We start from the raw sequence: 14,339 nt of genomic DNA on the forward strand, positions 1-14,339 counted from the left end.
AGAAACGGGGTGCCAGCCCGGTTTCTCACTCACGACAGCTGCGGCAGACCCGTGAGCCGCAACGCCGGGAGCGCGGCCGGGCGGCCGTACAGATAGCCCTGCGCCGTCGTGCACCCCGCCGCGGTGACCAGCGACGCCTGCTCCGGCGTCTCGATCCCTTCGGCGACGACGTCCAGGTCCAGGTCCGCGCACAACCCGACCAGCGACCGGCACAACGCGGCGTCGCGCTCCGGCTGCACCCCGGTCGTCAACGCGCGGTCCAGCTTGATCAAGTCGACCGGCAGGGCGTGCAGCACGGTCAGGGAGCTGTACCCGGCGCCGAAGTCGTCCAATGCGACGCGCACCCCCAGCGCCTGCAGCCGCCGGATCGCCGCGGCGCCCGCGGCCAGGTCCGGCACCGGCACCGTCTCGGTGATTTCGACGACCAGCCGTGCCGCGGGCAGCCGGTAGCGGCCCAGCGCGGCTTCGACGCTCTGCTCCAGGGCCGCGGCCCCGAGCCGGCTCGCGCAGACGTTGACGTGCACGGTCAGGTCCACCCCGGCCGCGGTGATCTCCCGGCAGGCCAGGTCGAGCACGAGCGCGTCCAGCTCGGCGCCGAGCCCCGCGCCTTCGGCCGCGCGGACGAACGTCTCGGGCGACACCGACGTCCCGTCGCGCATGGTCCAGCGGGCCAGGGCCTCGACGGCCACCGGCGTCTCGTCGGCCAGCCGGACGATCGGCTGGAACACCAGCCCGAAGCCCTCCGGAATGCCACCCGAAGCCCGGCGCAGCGCGGACGGGAAGTCGGGCGGGCCGTCCTGGGACGGCCGGTAGACGACCGTCGTGTCCTTGCCGAGCCGCTTGCCCGCGTACATCGACGTGTCCGCGCGGCCCAGCAGCACGTCCGACGTCACCAGCGGCTCGGCCGGGTCCGGCACGACCAGGCCCATGCTCGCGCGCACCGGCACCAGCGTTCCGTGCACGGCGAACGGCCGCCGCAGCACGCCCTGGATGCGGTCGGCGACGGCCTGCGGCGCGTCCAGCTCGCCCTCCAGGAGGATCGCGAACTCGTCACCGCCCAGGCGCGCGACCGTGTCACCCGCGCGCACGCAACTCAGCAGCCGCTGGGCGACCGCGTGCAGCAGGACGTCCCCGCCCGCGTGCCCGAACCGGTCGTTGACCTCCTTGAAGTCGTCGAGGTCGACGAAGATCAGGACGAGCGGGTGGCCGGTGGACTCGACGGCCCGGTCGAGCCGGTCGGCGAACAGCGCGCGGTTGGCCAGCCCGGTGAGCGGGTCGTGGTAGGCCTGGTGCGTCAGCTGCTGCTGTCCTTCGTAGACCCGCCGCAGCAGCAACCTGTTGTCCAGCAAGGAAAGCAGCTGCCGCGCGAGCACGAGGAACACCACGAGCACGCCGACGAACACCTCGACGCCGTCCGGGCCGGCGCCGGCCACCAGCTGCACGGTGATCAGCAGTGCGACGGCGGTGACCGGGACGTACGGCAGCGCGAGCTGCCACCAGTCGACCCCGGCGGCCGAACCGGCGTCGTCGCGGCGCCGCGAGCCGGGCGTCACCAGCAGCGCGAACGCGATGAACATCGGGCCGAGCACGAACCCGCCGTCCGACCACGGCTTCATGCTCTCCGCGCCGATGCTGACGAGGTAGGCGAACACGCTGTCGGAGCAGGCCAGCGCGACGATCCCGACCGCGGCCAGCAGCAGGTTCGCCCGGTACGGCCGGTCCACCCGGTCGAACACGACCAGCAGCACCGCGACGACCACGATCACCAGGTCCGACAGCGGGTAGGAGATGGCGACGGCCCAGGTCAGCTTGTCCGGCGCGGTGGCCCGGACCAGCTGCCCGAGCGCCGCGGTCCAGGTGAGGATGAACAGCGAGCCGGTGACGATCAGTCCGTCGAGGACGACCGCGACACCGAAGTGGGCGGTCCACTGCGCGGGCTGCCAGCGTTCGCGGTCCGGCCGGATCCGCGCCCGGGCCAGCACGAACAGCGCCGCGAGCGCGAACACCGGGAAACTCAGGTAGCCGACGTCGGCCAGCGACGGCGAGGGCAGCCCGCGCCCGTCGATCAGCTGGTACCAGGACCACACGCACTGGCCGAGCGACCAGCCGGCCATCCCGATCGCGACGAGCACGCGCCACCAGCGCTGGTGCCCGCGGACGCGGCGGGCGGAGAGGACGCCGCAGACGACCGCGCCGACCCCCGCGCCGAGCTGCATGGCGTCGTCGATCCAGAGGGCGAAGGTGTCACCCCACCACGCGAAGCCGTTCACCACGACCAGGGCCGCCGTGACGACGACGAGGAGGGCCGCGACTGGGTACCGCCGCACTGTCATGGCACCTCACGTGGGTCACCCGCCGGTCGGACCGGGAAACACTACACCGGACGGACGCCGTGGCCGGCTCACCGCACCGGTGGCCGGCACCCCGCGTCAGGCGATGTCACGGCGGTGCGGCCGAGCACGCCGAACCCGTCCGGGTAAGCGGCCGTCGGCCCGTGTACGGCTCTTGCGTCTACGCCGGTGTGTGTACGCCGCCGTCGACCGGCAGGCCGGCGCCCGTGACGAAGCGGGCCGCGTCGGAAGCCAGGAACACGACGGCGTCGGCCACGCCGGCGACCGGCCCGTCGGCCGTTCCCGCCGGTACCGGATCGGGGTAGACGCAGTTGACGCGCACGCCGTAGCCGAGCTTCTCGGCCTCCGTCGCGGCGACGCGCGTCAGCCGGTCGACCGCCGACTTCGTCGCGGAGTAGGCGGCGATTCCCGGCACCGCGGCAACCGACGCGACGGTGACGACCGCGCCGCCCCGGCCGGCCGGGCCGCCCGGGCGCATCGCGCGGAACGCGTGCTTGAGGCCGAGCGCGGTGCCGAGGACGTTGACGTCGAGCATCCGGCGCACCTCGGCCGGGTCGAGGTCGGCGATCGGGCCGGAGATCTCCACCCCGGCGTTCGTGACCAGGATGTCCAGGCCGCCGAGCTCGCCGATCGTGGCGGAAACGGCCCGCTCCCAGCTCGCGTCGTCGGTGACGTCGAGGTGGACGAACGCGGCGGCGGCACCGGTCTGCTTGAGCGCGTCGGCCGTCTCGCGGCCCAGGGCGTCCTCGATGTCCGCGATCACCACGGCCGCACCGGCTTCGGCCAGCGCCGCCGCCATCCCGGCTCCCTGACCCCGCGCGCCCCCGGCGACCAGGGCCGCGCGCCCGGTCAGGTCGTAACGGGCCATCGGACAGCTCCTCCTCGAGACGGCAGGCGCCCAGCATCGGCCAGTGCTGGACAGGCGTCAAGCGATTCTTGGACACTTGTCCAGTAAAAGCTGGTCAGGTGATCGATAGACTGGGCACGACCCACTGGAGAACCGACGGACGGTGCAGGTGACTGAGGCGAAGGAGCGGACCCGGGACCGCATTTCCCGCCGCCAGGTCGACAAGTTCGACCAGCGGCGGGCGCAGCTGGCGGAGTCCGCGCTGCAGACGCTCGCCGAGCTCGGCTACGCGCGCACCAGCCTGCGGGAGATCGCGCAGAACTCGGACTTCTCCCACGGCGTCCTGCACTACTACTTCGCCGACAAGGTCGACCTGCTGACCCACTGCGTCCGGCAGTTCGAGGAAGTCTGCGTCACCCGCTACGACGAGCTCGTCGCCCGCGCGCAGACGGCCGAGGAGCTCGAGAAGGACTTCGCGTCGGCCATGGCCGCGACGCTGCGCGCGGACGCCAAGATGCACCGGCTCTGGTACGACCTGCGCAACCAGAGCCTGTTCGAAGAGTCCTTCCGCGCCGACGTGCTCGAAATCGACCGGCGGCGCGAAGAGATGATCCACCACGTCGTCGCGCGCTACGCGGACCTGGCCGGCGGCGCGGAGGACGTCCCGCAGCCGGTCGCGTACGCCCTGCTCGACGGCCTTTTCCAGCAGGCACTGCTGCGGCACCTGGCCGGGCAGGAGGACGCCGCGGCCGAGCTCGAACGGGACGTCCCGTCCGTGCTGGCGCGGATCGTCGCGCGCTAGGGGCCCAGGCGCTGGTGCGGCGTCTGCGGCGCCGGCACGACGAACGCGATCGCCGTCGCGGCCAGTCCGGCGAACAAGGACAGGTGGGCCGCGGCCGGCACGGCACTGAGCAGGAACAGCCGCAGCGTCCCCGAGATCAGCAGGCGCCACATCTTCGGGTTCATGATCGACAAGTACCCCCGCCCCGCGCGCGGGGAACCATGATCACCCGCCGGGGTGGCGCACCGGTGCCTGGTGCGCCACGACCACCGGCGTGCTCGCGGGGGCCGGTGCGGTGTCCTCGTGCCCGCCCAGCGCGACGCCGGCCACGAGGGCCACCGCCACCAGCCAGAAAGCCGAGCGCAGGAGCAGCGAAAACGAACAGATGACCTTCATTCCGACTCCTTCGACATGAGCGCGCGAGGGCGGCGCGCGGCCACCCGGGAACACCCCGTGATCTTGTGGATTATCGCCGCGTAATCGATGCGGCCCACCAAGAATGCGGCCGCCGGGAAGAGACCGGCAAGGGGTTTCCCGTTTCCCGTCGCGACGGGAGAGGAAACCGCGGGATAACGATCCGATGGGTGCCGCATGATCGACTGGACATCGGCGTCGGCGCTGACGAACATTGACCCCCGGCGTGGACGGGTGAGGGAGGAACGGTGGACTTCACTGCGGCGGACGTGGTCGGTGAGCTGAAGCTCCTGCGCAAAGGGAGGGGAATTTTCACCACGCCGCTCGCGGACCGCGTCGGACCCGCATTGCGCGCCACATGTGGCATTTTGGAAGATGACGACACCGTGGAGACGAGGCGTAAACTCACGGCCCGATTGCGGCCCCTCGTCGAGTCGCTGCCGGACGATCTGAAGATCGCGCTGCTGGCCGCGTTCGCGCTGGACGAGCGGGCGCGAAAGCCGTTCTACCAGGAACGGGTGCACTGGGCGGCGATCACGCTCGACCGGGACGACCGGACGGTGCGGCGCCGGATCGACGAAGGGATCGAGCACGTCGCGGCAATGGCCGTCGCGGCCGGCGAGCCGGATCTCGGACCGCGCTATCCGAGCCGCAGTTGGCACACCGAAGAACTGCGCGTGTCGCTGGCTCTCGACCAGCCGGTGGCCGAGGCGTTCGAATTCCGCCGGGTCGTCGCCGACGCCGACGAAATCGCCGAGCTGGACCTGGCGCTGACGCTCACCGTGCGCGGCGAATCCGGTGATTCGGTTCGCGAGTCCGATCTCGAGGTCGACGTGTTCCACGGCGGTGTGCTCGCCGGGCGCGCGATGGAGTCGAGTGACCGGATCGGCTTGGCCCTGCGGTTGCCGGGGCCGTTGCGGCGCGGAGAGCGCCACGACGTCGGTCTGCGATTCCGCGCGAACATGCGGGAACCGCATTACATCTGCGTGCCACGGCACCCGTGCGATCTGTTCGACCTGCACGTCCGGTTCGGCGACCGGGTGCCGGACCGGATCGTGCGGCTGGAAAAGGCGTTCCAGAACGACACGCGTTCGCCGCGCGGCGCGGAACTGGCGACCGACGGCGCCGGCGAGGTGCACGTCCGGTTCCGCAACCTCGCGCCGGGCTTCGCGTACGGGATCAGGTGGCAGCCCTCCGGCGCCGGTTGAGGGTCACCGTCCGGGCCAGACCAGCCGTTCGAGCGTGTGGAGCGCCGACACGAACGGCAGGGGCAGCCGCACCACCTGCTGCGCGGCGCGTGCCTTGGCCGCAAGCAGGGGACCGGCGCCGACGGCTTCGCGGGCCGCGTCGTCGACGAGTCTCGTCGCCTCCTCACGCGGGCCGCGGCCGCTGAGGGCGAGCGCGAGCCCGAGGTCGAGGCGGGTTTCGAGGGTCTCCGGGTGCGTCCGGCCCAGCAGCCGGATCTGGGGTCCGAGGAGGGGCTCGAGCAGGTCGGCCTGCCGGTCGAACTCGCGCAGCCGCGCGTGGGCGAGGCCCAGCGCGTGCCGGACCCGGAAGTGCAGCCGGTGGTCGTCGCCGAGCACCCGCCGCACGGTTTCGCCGGCCTTGGTGAGCGCTTCGAGCGCGAGCTGGGGTTGGCCGGCGGCCAGCAAGGCCCGCCCGGCGTGGACGGAGGCGGTCAGGGTGAGCGGGTGCTCGGCACCGTAGTGCTCGGCGTACGTCGTCTGGAGGGCGGCGGGTTCTTCGTCGGCCAGGGCCAGGGTGGCGTCCGCGCGGATCAGTTCGGCTTCGGGTTCTTCGCCGGTGACGACCTGCCGCGCCCGGGCCGGTTGCCCGGTCTGGAGGAGGTTTCGCGCGTATTCGAGGTTCAGCCGGTCGCGGAGGACGTCGGGCAGGTCGGCGAAGGCGGGTTCGAGCAGGGCGATGGCCTGGTCGGGCCGCCCGCGAAGCCGTTGGGCGACGGCCGCGTGGAGGCGTTCTTCGGGGGAGGCGGGAAGGTGACCGAGCCAGAAGGTCCGATCGGCTTCGGCGTAGTCCCCGAGAGCATCGAGAGCCTGGGCGGCGACCAGAGCGGCGGCGCGGTGCCCGCCTTCATCGGCGGCGAGGGCCAGAGCTTCCCGCGCATGCCCGACGGCTTCGGAGTCCAGCCCACAGTCGAGTTCACCACGAGCGGCGGCGACGAGGTCCGCGGAGGTGGCCTGGCCGGTGGCCAGGATCGCGGCATGGATTTCCCCGGCGGTGCCGGAATCCCCGAGGCATTCGTGAGCGGCGGCAAGCGGCCGCAAGAGAGCGACCCGGTGCGCCGGTACCCGATCGGCGAGGGCGCGGGCGTGCTGGAGCAGCAGGTAGACGCGGTTGGCTGTCGGTTCGGCCGAGACCTCGCCCGGGCCGGGCACGTCTCCGCCGGTCCCGCCGGGCCCTGGTTCGTTGGCCGGGCCGGGGGCGGCGCCGCCTGGGCTGGGCATGTCTCCGCCGGTCCCGCCGGGTGCTGGTTCGTTGGCCGGGCCAGGGGCAGCCCCGCCTTGGCCAGGCCCATCCCCGCCGGGTGCTGCCTCGTCAGCCGGTCCGGCGGAAACCTCGCCCGAGCCGCCCGCCGAAGCCGTACCGAAAAGCACACCCCCGAGCACCTCCCGGTCCGGCAAGGCGTCGAGCACCGCCTCCGCCGCCCGATCGGGGCACAACTCACCGAACTCACCAGCCGCCACCTCGACCGCAAGCCCCTGGAGGCGCACTCCGCCGTCCGCAAGGGCAGCGAACCCGTGCGTCACCAGCTCCGCCACCGCTGCCTCGAACTCCGCCGGGGCCGGCGCCCCCAACGCCGCCCGCGCCACCTCCGGCGGGATCGCCGCCGGGGCCAGCGCCGCGCCCAGCCGCAGCAAGTCGCGCGCGAGCCGGCCCGACGAACGCAACACCTCCCGGATCGCCTCCGGGGCCGTGTCCGGCACGGAACCACGCCGGAGGAACGCCGCCGCCCGCAGTGTCATCGGGTGGTCGTCGCAGCGGGCCGCGAACGACGCCGGGAGTGCCGGCCGCGCCGCCTCCGCCGGCGTCAGGCCGGGGACGTCGACCGTGGCCGCGTTCCACCTGGGCTGGGCGAACCGGCTGGTCACGAGCGTGCGGACGGATCCGGCCGGGAGGAGGATCCGGTCGAGGACGCTCGGGGGCAGCCCGGCGGGGACGTCGTCCACCAGCAGCAGCACCTTCGAGCCCGCCGCCTCGATCCGGGCCGCCAGCCGCCTGCGCAACCGCTCGAAGCCCGGCGCCCGCACGCGGGCCACCGTCGCCAGGGCGAGGTGGAACTGGGGCAGGAAGTCGTCCGGGTCGAGGCCGCCGAACGGGCCGGTCCGCAGCACCTGGCCGCCGAACCGGCCGAACAGGTCCGCGTACCGCTCCGCCAGTGTCGTCTTGCCGGTGCCCGGCAGCCCGCGCAGCAGGACCACCCGACGCGCGGTCAGTGCACTGTGGACAGTCCCCAGCACCGACGGCCCGAACGGGCCCGCCGTCTCGGCGACCCTCTCGCGGACCCGGCGCACCAACGCTTCGAGCGGCTCGCCCGGAACGGTCGTCAGCACGCGGTCCGTCCCGCCCGCACAATCGGCCAGCAGGACGCGCGACACCGCGATCATGTCGAAATCGTCGAACGGATTGCCCGGGAAAACGCGCAGGCCGTCGGCGCGCAACGCTTTTTCGATGCGGTCGTCCGGCCCGGGACACAGGAACACGTCGAACCGGTCGGCGGCCGTCATGGGGGCTCCGGTGGTGTTCAATGGGTGATCATGGGTTCGGTTCCCGCAGGTCGAGGTCGGTCACGCGCCAAGGATCGGCGGCCGCGGTGAATTCGCTACCGGAATCGGTGCGGTGGCAGGATCTGTCCAGTATTTGACCCGCCCGGCGGGGATGACCGCCGGGTAACCCCGAATGGCCGTTTCTGGTTAACGGACAATATCTGGACAAGAACCTCGGCTCTGCAACGTTGCTGGTCAGCGCCTCGATTACTCCGGATGTCGGACAGGGAAATCGTGGCCAACCGTCCCAGGACCATTGTGGTCCGCCGCGGACGACGGGACCCGTCCGGTGGACGATGCGAGGAGGGAAAACCCGTGGAAACCATGATGGCGGAGACGGCGGTCGAGGGCTACGTCGTGCTCGACGAGCTGCCGCGGCCCGAGGGCAAGCTGACGAAGGAGCAGCTCGACCCGGTCGTCGCGGCGGCGCGCACCGGTGACCAGAACGCCGTGCAGGCCCTGCTGCGGCTCATCAAGCCGACGGTCGTGCGCTACTGCCGAGCCCGGATCGGCGGCCGCGACCTGTCCTACCTGTCGGCCGACGACGTCGCGCAGGAGGTGTGCCTGGCCGTGCTGAAGGTGCTGCCCGGCTACCAGGACCGCGGCGGCTCGTTCCTGTATCTCGTGCGCGCGATCGCCGCGAACAAGGTCGCCGACGCCTTCCGCTCGGTGGCGCGCGACCGGTCGAAGCCGGTGCCGGAGCTGCCGGACCGGCCGCTGGGCGGCAACGAGCCGGAGAGCCACGTGCTCGGCCTGGACCTCGGCGCCCGGCTCGGCCGGCTGATGGCGTCGCTGCCGCCGCTGCACCAGGAGATCCTGTCGCTGCGGATCGTCGTCGGCCTGTCGGCGAACGAGACGGCGGAGGCGCTGGGCATCTCCGCCGGCAACGTCCGCATCACGCAGTACCGGGCGCTGACGAAGCTGCGCGGCATGATCCCCGCCGGCGGCTTCTGAGCGTCAATCCAGCCACTCGGTGACGAAGTGGTCGTTCTCGTGGATGTGCACGGCCTCGTAGACGCCGGGGCCGAGCACGGCGAACTTGTGCGGGACCCCGGCGGGGACCACCAGCACGTCCCCGGCTGCACCGTCGCGTTCCTCGCCGTCGACGGTGAACCGGGCCCGCCCCCGGATGATGACGAACGTTTCCGCGTAGGGGTGCCGGTGCAGCCGCGGCCCGGACCCGACGACGTCGGTGCTTTCGCGGATGACGGAGATCCCGGACCCGACGTCGCGCCCTTCGAAGTTCTCGCTGTCGCTCACCCGGCCAGGGTAACGCCGGATCAGCCGCCGACGGCCTTGCGCAGCTGGCCGAGGGCCCGGTGCTGGGCGACGCGCACCGCGCCCGGCGTCGACCCGACCACCTCGGCGGTTTCGTCCGCCGAAAGCCCGACGACCACGCGCAGGACCACGATTTCCCGCTGCTTCTCCGGCAGCACCTGCAGCAGCTTGCCCATGCGCTCGCCCAGTTCGCGCTGCAGTGCGTGGTGCTCGGGGTCCATCGAAGGGTCGGCCTCTTCGGGGACCTCGGCGACCGGCTCGTCCCACTGCCGCGCCGCGGCCTTGCGGGCGAGGCCGACGTGCTGCCGCGCGATGCCGCACACGAACGCGGGGAACGATCGCTCCGGTGGTCGCCGCGGCAGCGCCCGCAGCACCGCGATGCACACTTCCTGCGCGACGTCGTCGGCCGATTCGGGATCGAGACGGGCGCGGCAGTAGCGCACGACGAGCGGCCGCGCCGCGGCGAGCAACAGTTCCGGAGCTTCCACTGCGGTGGTCATGAGTCCCCTCCGTGCCGTCCGGCACGGGAACTACCCACTCTGCCGAGCGCTAGACAGGGTCACCGGAATTCCCCGCTATTTCCGGGAATCCGCCGTGGGGATCATCGATCCGTCGATCAGCGCGCGAGATGACCTCCGAAGCGTGGCACCCCGGCTCGTGGCCGTGGCACGCTGGGGTCATGACTTTCGGCCTGCACCACGTCCAGCTGGCCATCGCGCCGGGCAGTGAAGACCGCTGCCGCGAGTTCTACGCCGGGGTGCTCGGCCTGACCGAGGTGCCGAAGCCGGCACCGCTCGCCGGGCGCGGCGGGCTGTGGCTGCGGGGTGGCTCGCTCGAACTGCACCTCGGCGTCGAAGCGGACTTCCGGCCCGCCCGCAAGGCGCACCCGGGCATCCTCGCCGACGACCTCGACGCGCTGGCGGCGCGCCTGGAAGCGCACGGCGCCGCCGTCGAATGGGACGACGGTTTCCCGGGTCACCGCCGGTTTTACACCCACGACTGCCTCGGCAACCGGCTGGAATTCCTGGGCCCGGCGTGAGACGACCGACTCATTTCGCGGTGAATGAGTCGGTCGCGACAAATCAGAAGTCGCGCTGCCGGAACTCGTCGAGCACGCGACGCTCCTTTTTGGTCGGCCGGCCCGCGCCGCGGTCGCGGCGGGCGACCGGGATCGCGCTTTCCGGTGGCGGCTTCGGCGTCCGGTCCAGGTAGCACGTCACGGCGTCCGGTGCGCCCACGCGTTTCTGGATCACCCGTACCACGTCGAGGATCCTGGTCGTCCCGCCGACGCGCAGCCGGACTTCGTCGCCCGGTACCACGGTCGTCGCGGGCTTCGCCGGCTTGTCGTTGACGCGCACGTGTCCGCCCCGGCACGCGGCTGCGGCGTCCGGGCGTGTTTTCGTCAGCCGGACCGCCCAGAGCCAGCGGTCCACTCGGGTCGACTCCACAGTCGTCCATCATGGCCCATTCAGCGGAATCCGTGCGCAACCCCAGGAGGTTACTGGCGGGTATATGTCGACTTGTCTGCACCGCTGAGTTATAACCTGTTCTAATATACCTCAACGGTGAGGATCATCACATGAGTGACGAACCCGTGTGGACAACAACTTCTGGGACTCTTTCCCGTCGGCTATTCATCGCTGGAACTGGTTCTATCCTGGCGGCCGCCGCGGTGGCCGGCCGTGCCGCCGCCGCAACGCCGCGGACCACCGTCATCGCCGACGCCGCCCGCGTGCCCGCCCTGGTGGTCGGCTCGGGCTACGGCGGTTCGGTCGCCGCCCTGCGGCTGGCCCAGGCCGGCATCGACGTGCAGCTCGTCGAAATGGGCATGGCCTGGGACACGCCCGGCTCCGACGGCAAGATCTTCGCCAACACGACCAGCCCGGACCAGCGCTCGTTCTGGTTGCGCACCAGGACGAAGCAGCCGCTGTCCAACTTCCTCGGGTTCCCCATCGACAAGGACATCCCGAAGTACACTGGCATCCTCGACGCGGAGGAGTTCGGCGGGATCATCGTGTATCAGGGCCGCGGCGTCGGCGGCGGCTCGCTCGTCAACGGCGGCATGGCCGTCACGCCGAAGCGGGAGAACTTCGGCGCGATCCTCCCGACCGTCGACGCCGACGAGATGTACGGCACCTACTACCCGCGCGCGAACGCCGGCCTCGGCGTCGGGCTCGTCGACCCGGCGTGGTTCGACTCGGCCGAGTGCTACCAGTACGCGCGGGTCGGCCGGAAACAGGCGCAGCGGTCCGGGTTCCCGTTCGTGTTCGTCCCGGACGTCTACGACTGGAACTACATGCAGCAGGAGCAGGCCAACACCGTGCCGCGCTCGGCGCTGGCCGGGGAAATCCTGTACGGCAACAACTACGGCAAGAAATCGCTGCAGAAGACCTACCTGCCGCAGATCAGGGCGACCGGCCGCGTCACCATTTCGCCGCTGCACCGGGTGTCTTCGGTGACGCCGGCGTCCGGCGGCGGGTACGCGGTGACGCTGGAGCAGCTGGACACCACGGGCACGGTGATCGCCACGAAGAGCGTCACCGCGGACAAGGTGTTCTTCGCCGCGGGCAGCGTCGGCACGAGCAAGCTGCTGGTGAAGCTGAAGGCGACCGGCGCGCTGCCGAACCTGAACGGCGAGGTCGGCCGGAACTGGGGCGACAACGGCAACGTGATGGTCGGGCGCGCCAACCAGATCTGGGACCCGACGGGCAGCCTCCAGTCGTCGATTCCCTGCGGTGGCATCGACAACTGGGCCGCCGGCGGCGCGTTCGCCGAAGTGGCGCCGCTGCCGACCGGGATCGAGACGTGGGCGTCGTTCTACCTGTCCATCACGAAGAACCCGAACCGCGCGCAGTTCTCGTGGAACCCCGCGACGCAGAAGGTCGACCTGAACTGGCAGACGGCCTGGAAGCAGCCGGGGATCGACATGGCCAAGACCATCTTCGACAAGATCAACGCCAAGGAAGGGACGATCTACCGCACCGACCTCTTCGGCGTGTACAAGATCTGGGGCGACCACCTGACGTACCACCCGCTCGGCGGCGCGGTGCTCGGCAAGGCGACCGACAACTACGGCCGGCTGGCCGGGTACCAGGGCCTGTACGCGATCGACGGTTCCCTGATCCCGGGCAACACCAGCGTCAACCCGTTCGTGACGATCACGGCTCTGGCCGAGCGCAACATCGAGAAGATCATCGCCACGGACTTCTGACCCGCGGTCCGTGAGGGGCGGCTCCCGCCCCTCACGGCCGGTGGGACGGCAGCACGCAGACGGTGTCCAGGCCCAGGACGTGGTTCAACCGTCCGAAAGCGAGCCACGAACCCAAGCTCATGCTCAGCTCGACGATCTCCTTTTGGCTGTACTGCGAAGACATCCGCTTCCAGAACTCGTCGTCCAGGTTGTGGTGGTCGGTCGCGTACCGCTCGGCGTACTCCGCCGCGAGCCGCGTGCGCTCGTCGAAGAGGTCCGTCGTGCGCCACTCGGAAACCGCGTCCGCGAACTCCTCTTCGACCTTGACGCCGTCGCGCTCGGTGCGCCAGTCCAGGCAGAAGACGCACCCGTTGATCTGCGCGATCCGCAGCCGCGCGGCCTCGAACTCCCGCAGCCCCAACGTGGTGTGCGAGTACACGGCCAGCGAGAACTGCGACGCGGCGATGCCGATGCCGGGCACCATCTCGCCCCAGACGTACCCGATCGGGTCCTTGCCCTCGGGGATGTCGATGTTCACGGACGCCTCCTTCCGAGCTTGCCGGCTGCCGGGCGCAGCGGGACGTCGAGTGCGTCGTACAGACCGGGCTCCGCGGCGGCCAGCCAGTCGATTGCGCCGACGAGCCGGCCGACCGCGGTCGCATTGCCGCCCGCGGACCGGTTTTCGCCTTCGTCGGAAGCTTCGACGCTGACCTCGATGCGCGGCCGGCCTTCGATGATCACGCGGTGCGCGCCGTCGCCGCTGGGCGGTGTCGGCCAGTCCGGCGCGCACGACGGGTGGATGCGCGTGACGTGCTCGATGACGATCCGCGGCTCGCCGTCGACGATGCCCTGCACCTCGAACCGCACCGCGCCCTGCGTGCCCTTCTGGAACTCACCCATCGTCCGCGTGGTCACGGTCTCCTCGAGCGGACGCCGGTGCAGCGTCTCGCGCAGTTCGCCGACTTCGACGCCGAGGCCGCGCGCGATCAGCCGGACCTGCCCGCCCCAGACCATCGACGGCACGCCGGTCATCAGCATCGGCGGTGCGTAGTCCATCGGCTGGCCCATGCCGACCAGGTACCGCACGGAGTCGGGCTGCTCGTAGGTCGAGTAGTCGAAGATCTCCTGGCAGCGGATGACGTCGACGTCGGTGCCGAGCCCGCTGATCAGCAGCGGCAGCACGTCGTTGCCCCAGCCCGGGTCGACGCCGGAGACGAACAGCGAGCCGCCGCCGTCCGCGATCGCCTTCAGCACCGGCTCGCGCAGCTCAGGCGGCGCGTTGCGCTGGTCGTAGAGCGGGTAGAGCGCCGGCGTCACGACGATCGCGCCCGCGCCGATCGCCCGCACGATGTCGGCGAGGGCGTCGTCGAACCGGACGTCGCCGGAGGCGGCGTAGACGACGGCCTGCGGGCTCGCGGCCAGCACGGTGCCGACGTCGTCGGTGGCGGCGACGCCCAGCGGGCCGACTCCGGCCAGTTCGCCGGCGTCCTTGCCGACCTTCGCCGGGTCGTGGACGAGCACCGCGGTCAGCTTCAGCGCCGGATGCGCGTCGACGGCCCGGATCGCCGCCCGGCCGACGTTGCCCGTGCCCCACACCACTGTGGCGATCATCTACCCGAGTTTTCGCGGTCCGCGCAGGCCCCGAAAGGGAATCGTTCCGGCCAGCGGACCGCGCGGACGCGGGTAGCATGCA

15 protein-coding genes are annotated in these 14,339 nt (G+C 71.4%); 5 read left to right on the forward strand and 10 right to left on the reverse strand.

Features of this window, described 5'->3' with window-relative positions; all coding sequences use genetic code 11:
• Positions 1 to 29: 29 nt before the first annotated feature.
• Positions 30 to 2,327 (reverse strand): putative bifunctional diguanylate cyclase/phosphodiesterase, encoded by a 2,298-nt coding sequence (locus ACWEN0_RS37075; RefSeq protein ID WP_451984335.1) that lies wholly within the window; start codon positions 2,325 to 2,327, stop codon positions 30 to 32.
• Positions 2,328 to 2,511: 184 nt separating this feature from the next.
• A complete protein-coding gene (locus ACWEN0_RS37080) occupies positions 2,512 to 3,219 on the reverse strand; it encodes an SDR family NAD(P)-dependent oxidoreductase (RefSeq protein ID WP_451984337.1) in 708 nt (235 codons plus the stop codon).
• 148 nt (positions 3,220 to 3,367) lie between these two features.
• Between ACWEN0_RS37080 and ACWEN0_RS37085 the strand changes: the two genes are divergently transcribed.
• Positions 3,368 to 4,000, forward strand: a complete 633-nt coding sequence (locus ACWEN0_RS37085; protein WP_451984339.1) for a TetR/AcrR family transcriptional regulator — start codon at positions 3,368 to 3,370, stop codon at positions 3,998 to 4,000.
• Here ACWEN0_RS37085 and ACWEN0_RS37090 read toward each other — a convergent pair.
• Positions 3,997 to 4,164, reverse strand: a complete 168-nt coding sequence (locus ACWEN0_RS37090) for a hypothetical protein (RefSeq protein ID WP_451984341.1) — start codon at positions 4,162 to 4,164, stop codon at positions 3,997 to 3,999. The genes ACWEN0_RS37085 and ACWEN0_RS37090 overlap by 4 nt on opposite strands.
• 40 nt (positions 4,165 to 4,204) lie before the next feature.
• Positions 4,205 to 4,375 (reverse strand): hypothetical protein, encoded by a 171-nt coding sequence (locus ACWEN0_RS37095; RefSeq protein ID WP_451984343.1) that lies wholly within the window; start codon positions 4,373 to 4,375, stop codon positions 4,205 to 4,207.
• Positions 4,376 to 4,662: 287 nt separating this feature from the next.
• Between ACWEN0_RS37095 and ACWEN0_RS37100 the strand changes: the two genes are divergently transcribed.
• Positions 4,663 to 5,601: a hypothetical protein gene (locus tag ACWEN0_RS37100; RefSeq protein ID WP_451984345.1), complete on the forward strand. Its 939-nt coding sequence runs from the start codon at positions 4,663 to 4,665 to the stop codon at positions 5,599 to 5,601.
• Between the two features lie 3 nt (positions 5,602 to 5,604).
• Here the strand turns inward: ACWEN0_RS37100 and ACWEN0_RS37105 are convergent, their stop codons facing one another.
• Positions 5,605 to 8,139 (reverse strand): hypothetical protein, encoded by a 2,535-nt coding sequence (locus ACWEN0_RS37105; RefSeq protein WP_451984347.1) that lies wholly within the window; start codon positions 8,137 to 8,139, stop codon positions 5,605 to 5,607.
• Between the two features lie 363 nt (positions 8,140 to 8,502).
• Between ACWEN0_RS37105 and shbA the strand changes: the two genes are divergently transcribed.
• Positions 8,503 to 9,132, forward strand: a complete 630-nt coding sequence (gene shbA / locus ACWEN0_RS37110; RefSeq protein ID WP_451984573.1) for an RNA polymerase sigma factor ShbA — start codon at positions 8,503 to 8,505, stop codon at positions 9,130 to 9,132.
• A 3-nt stretch (positions 9,133 to 9,135) separates the two neighbouring features.
• On the opposite strand, the gene ACWEN0_RS37115 is transcribed toward shbA, so the two are convergent.
• Together ACWEN0_RS37115 and ACWEN0_RS37120 are read right to left on the reverse strand one after the other, a co-directional pair.
• Positions 9,136 to 9,438, reverse strand: coding sequence for a cupin domain-containing protein (locus tag ACWEN0_RS37115; protein WP_451984349.1), 303 nt, complete (start codon positions 9,436 to 9,438; stop codon positions 9,136 to 9,138).
• Between the two features lie 20 nt (positions 9,439 to 9,458).
• Complete coding sequence (locus tag ACWEN0_RS37120; protein ID WP_451984351.1) at positions 9,459 to 9,956, reverse strand: sigma-70 family RNA polymerase sigma factor; 498 nt, start codon at positions 9,954 to 9,956, stop codon at positions 9,459 to 9,461.
• Between the two features lie 179 nt (positions 9,957 to 10,135).
• On the opposite strand from ACWEN0_RS37120, the gene ACWEN0_RS37125 reads away from it, so the two are divergent.
• Positions 10,136 to 10,495, forward strand: coding sequence for a VOC family protein (locus tag ACWEN0_RS37125; RefSeq protein WP_451984353.1), 360 nt, complete (start codon positions 10,136 to 10,138; stop codon positions 10,493 to 10,495).
• Between the two features lie 43 nt (positions 10,496 to 10,538).
• Here the strand turns inward: ACWEN0_RS37125 and ACWEN0_RS37130 are convergent, their stop codons facing one another.
• Complete coding sequence (locus tag ACWEN0_RS37130) at positions 10,539 to 10,904, reverse strand: RNA-binding S4 domain-containing protein (protein WP_451984355.1); 366 nt, start codon at positions 10,902 to 10,904, stop codon at positions 10,539 to 10,541.
• Between the two features lie 224 nt (positions 10,905 to 11,128).
• Between ACWEN0_RS37130 and ACWEN0_RS37135 the strand changes: the two genes are divergently transcribed.
• Positions 11,129 to 12,667: a GMC oxidoreductase gene (locus ACWEN0_RS37135; RefSeq protein ID WP_451984357.1), complete on the forward strand. Its 1,539-nt coding sequence runs from the start codon at positions 11,129 to 11,131 to the stop codon at positions 12,665 to 12,667.
• A 31-nt stretch (positions 12,668 to 12,698) separates the two neighbouring features.
• On the opposite strand, the gene ACWEN0_RS37140 is transcribed toward ACWEN0_RS37135, so the two are convergent.
• Both ACWEN0_RS37140 and ACWEN0_RS37145 read right to left on the reverse strand, forming a co-directional pair.
• A complete protein-coding gene (locus ACWEN0_RS37140) occupies positions 12,699 to 13,184 on the reverse strand; it encodes a carboxymuconolactone decarboxylase family protein (protein ID WP_451984359.1) in 486 nt (161 codons plus the stop codon).
• On the reverse strand, positions 13,181 to 14,257 hold the full coding sequence (locus tag ACWEN0_RS37145) for an NAD(P)H-dependent amine dehydrogenase family protein (RefSeq protein ID WP_451984361.1): 1,077 nt from the start codon (positions 14,255 to 14,257) through the stop codon (positions 13,181 to 13,183). Before ACWEN0_RS37145 ends, ACWEN0_RS37140 begins: the two co-directional genes overlap by 4 nt.
• Between the last annotated feature and the right edge of the window lie 82 nt (positions 14,258 to 14,339).

The sequence above is a fragment of the Amycolatopsis sp. NPDC004378 genome (assembly GCF_053602455.1).

Coding starts and splice junctions, on each gene's coding strand:
- ACWEN0_RS37125 (WP_451984353.1), top strand. CDS start 10,136: ATGACTTTCGGCCTGCACCACGTCCAGCTGGCCATCGCGCCGGGCAGT.
- ACWEN0_RS37090 (WP_451984341.1), bottom strand. CDS start 4,164: ATGAACCCGAAGATGTGGCGCCTGCTGATCTCGGGGACGCTGCGGCTG.
- ACWEN0_RS37095 (WP_451984343.1), bottom strand. CDS start 4,375: ATGAAGGTCATCTGTTCGTTTTCGCTGCTCCTGCGCTCGGCTTTCTGG.
- ACWEN0_RS37145 (WP_451984361.1), bottom strand. CDS start 14,257: ATGATCGCCACAGTGGTGTGGGGCACGGGCAACGTCGGCCGGGCGGCG.
- ACWEN0_RS37080 (WP_451984337.1), bottom strand. CDS start 3,219: ATGGCCCGTTACGACCTGACCGGGCGCGCGGCCCTGGTCGCCGGGGGC.
- shbA (WP_451984573.1), top strand. CDS start 8,503: ATGATGGCGGAGACGGCGGTCGAGGGCTACGTCGTGCTCGACGAGCTG.
- ACWEN0_RS37105 (WP_451984347.1), bottom strand. CDS start 8,139: ATGACGGCCGCCGACCGGTTCGACGTGTTCCTGTGTCCCGGGCCGGAC.
- ACWEN0_RS37120 (WP_451984351.1), bottom strand. CDS start 9,956: ATGACCACCGCAGTGGAAGCTCCGGAACTGTTGCTCGCCGCGGCGCGG.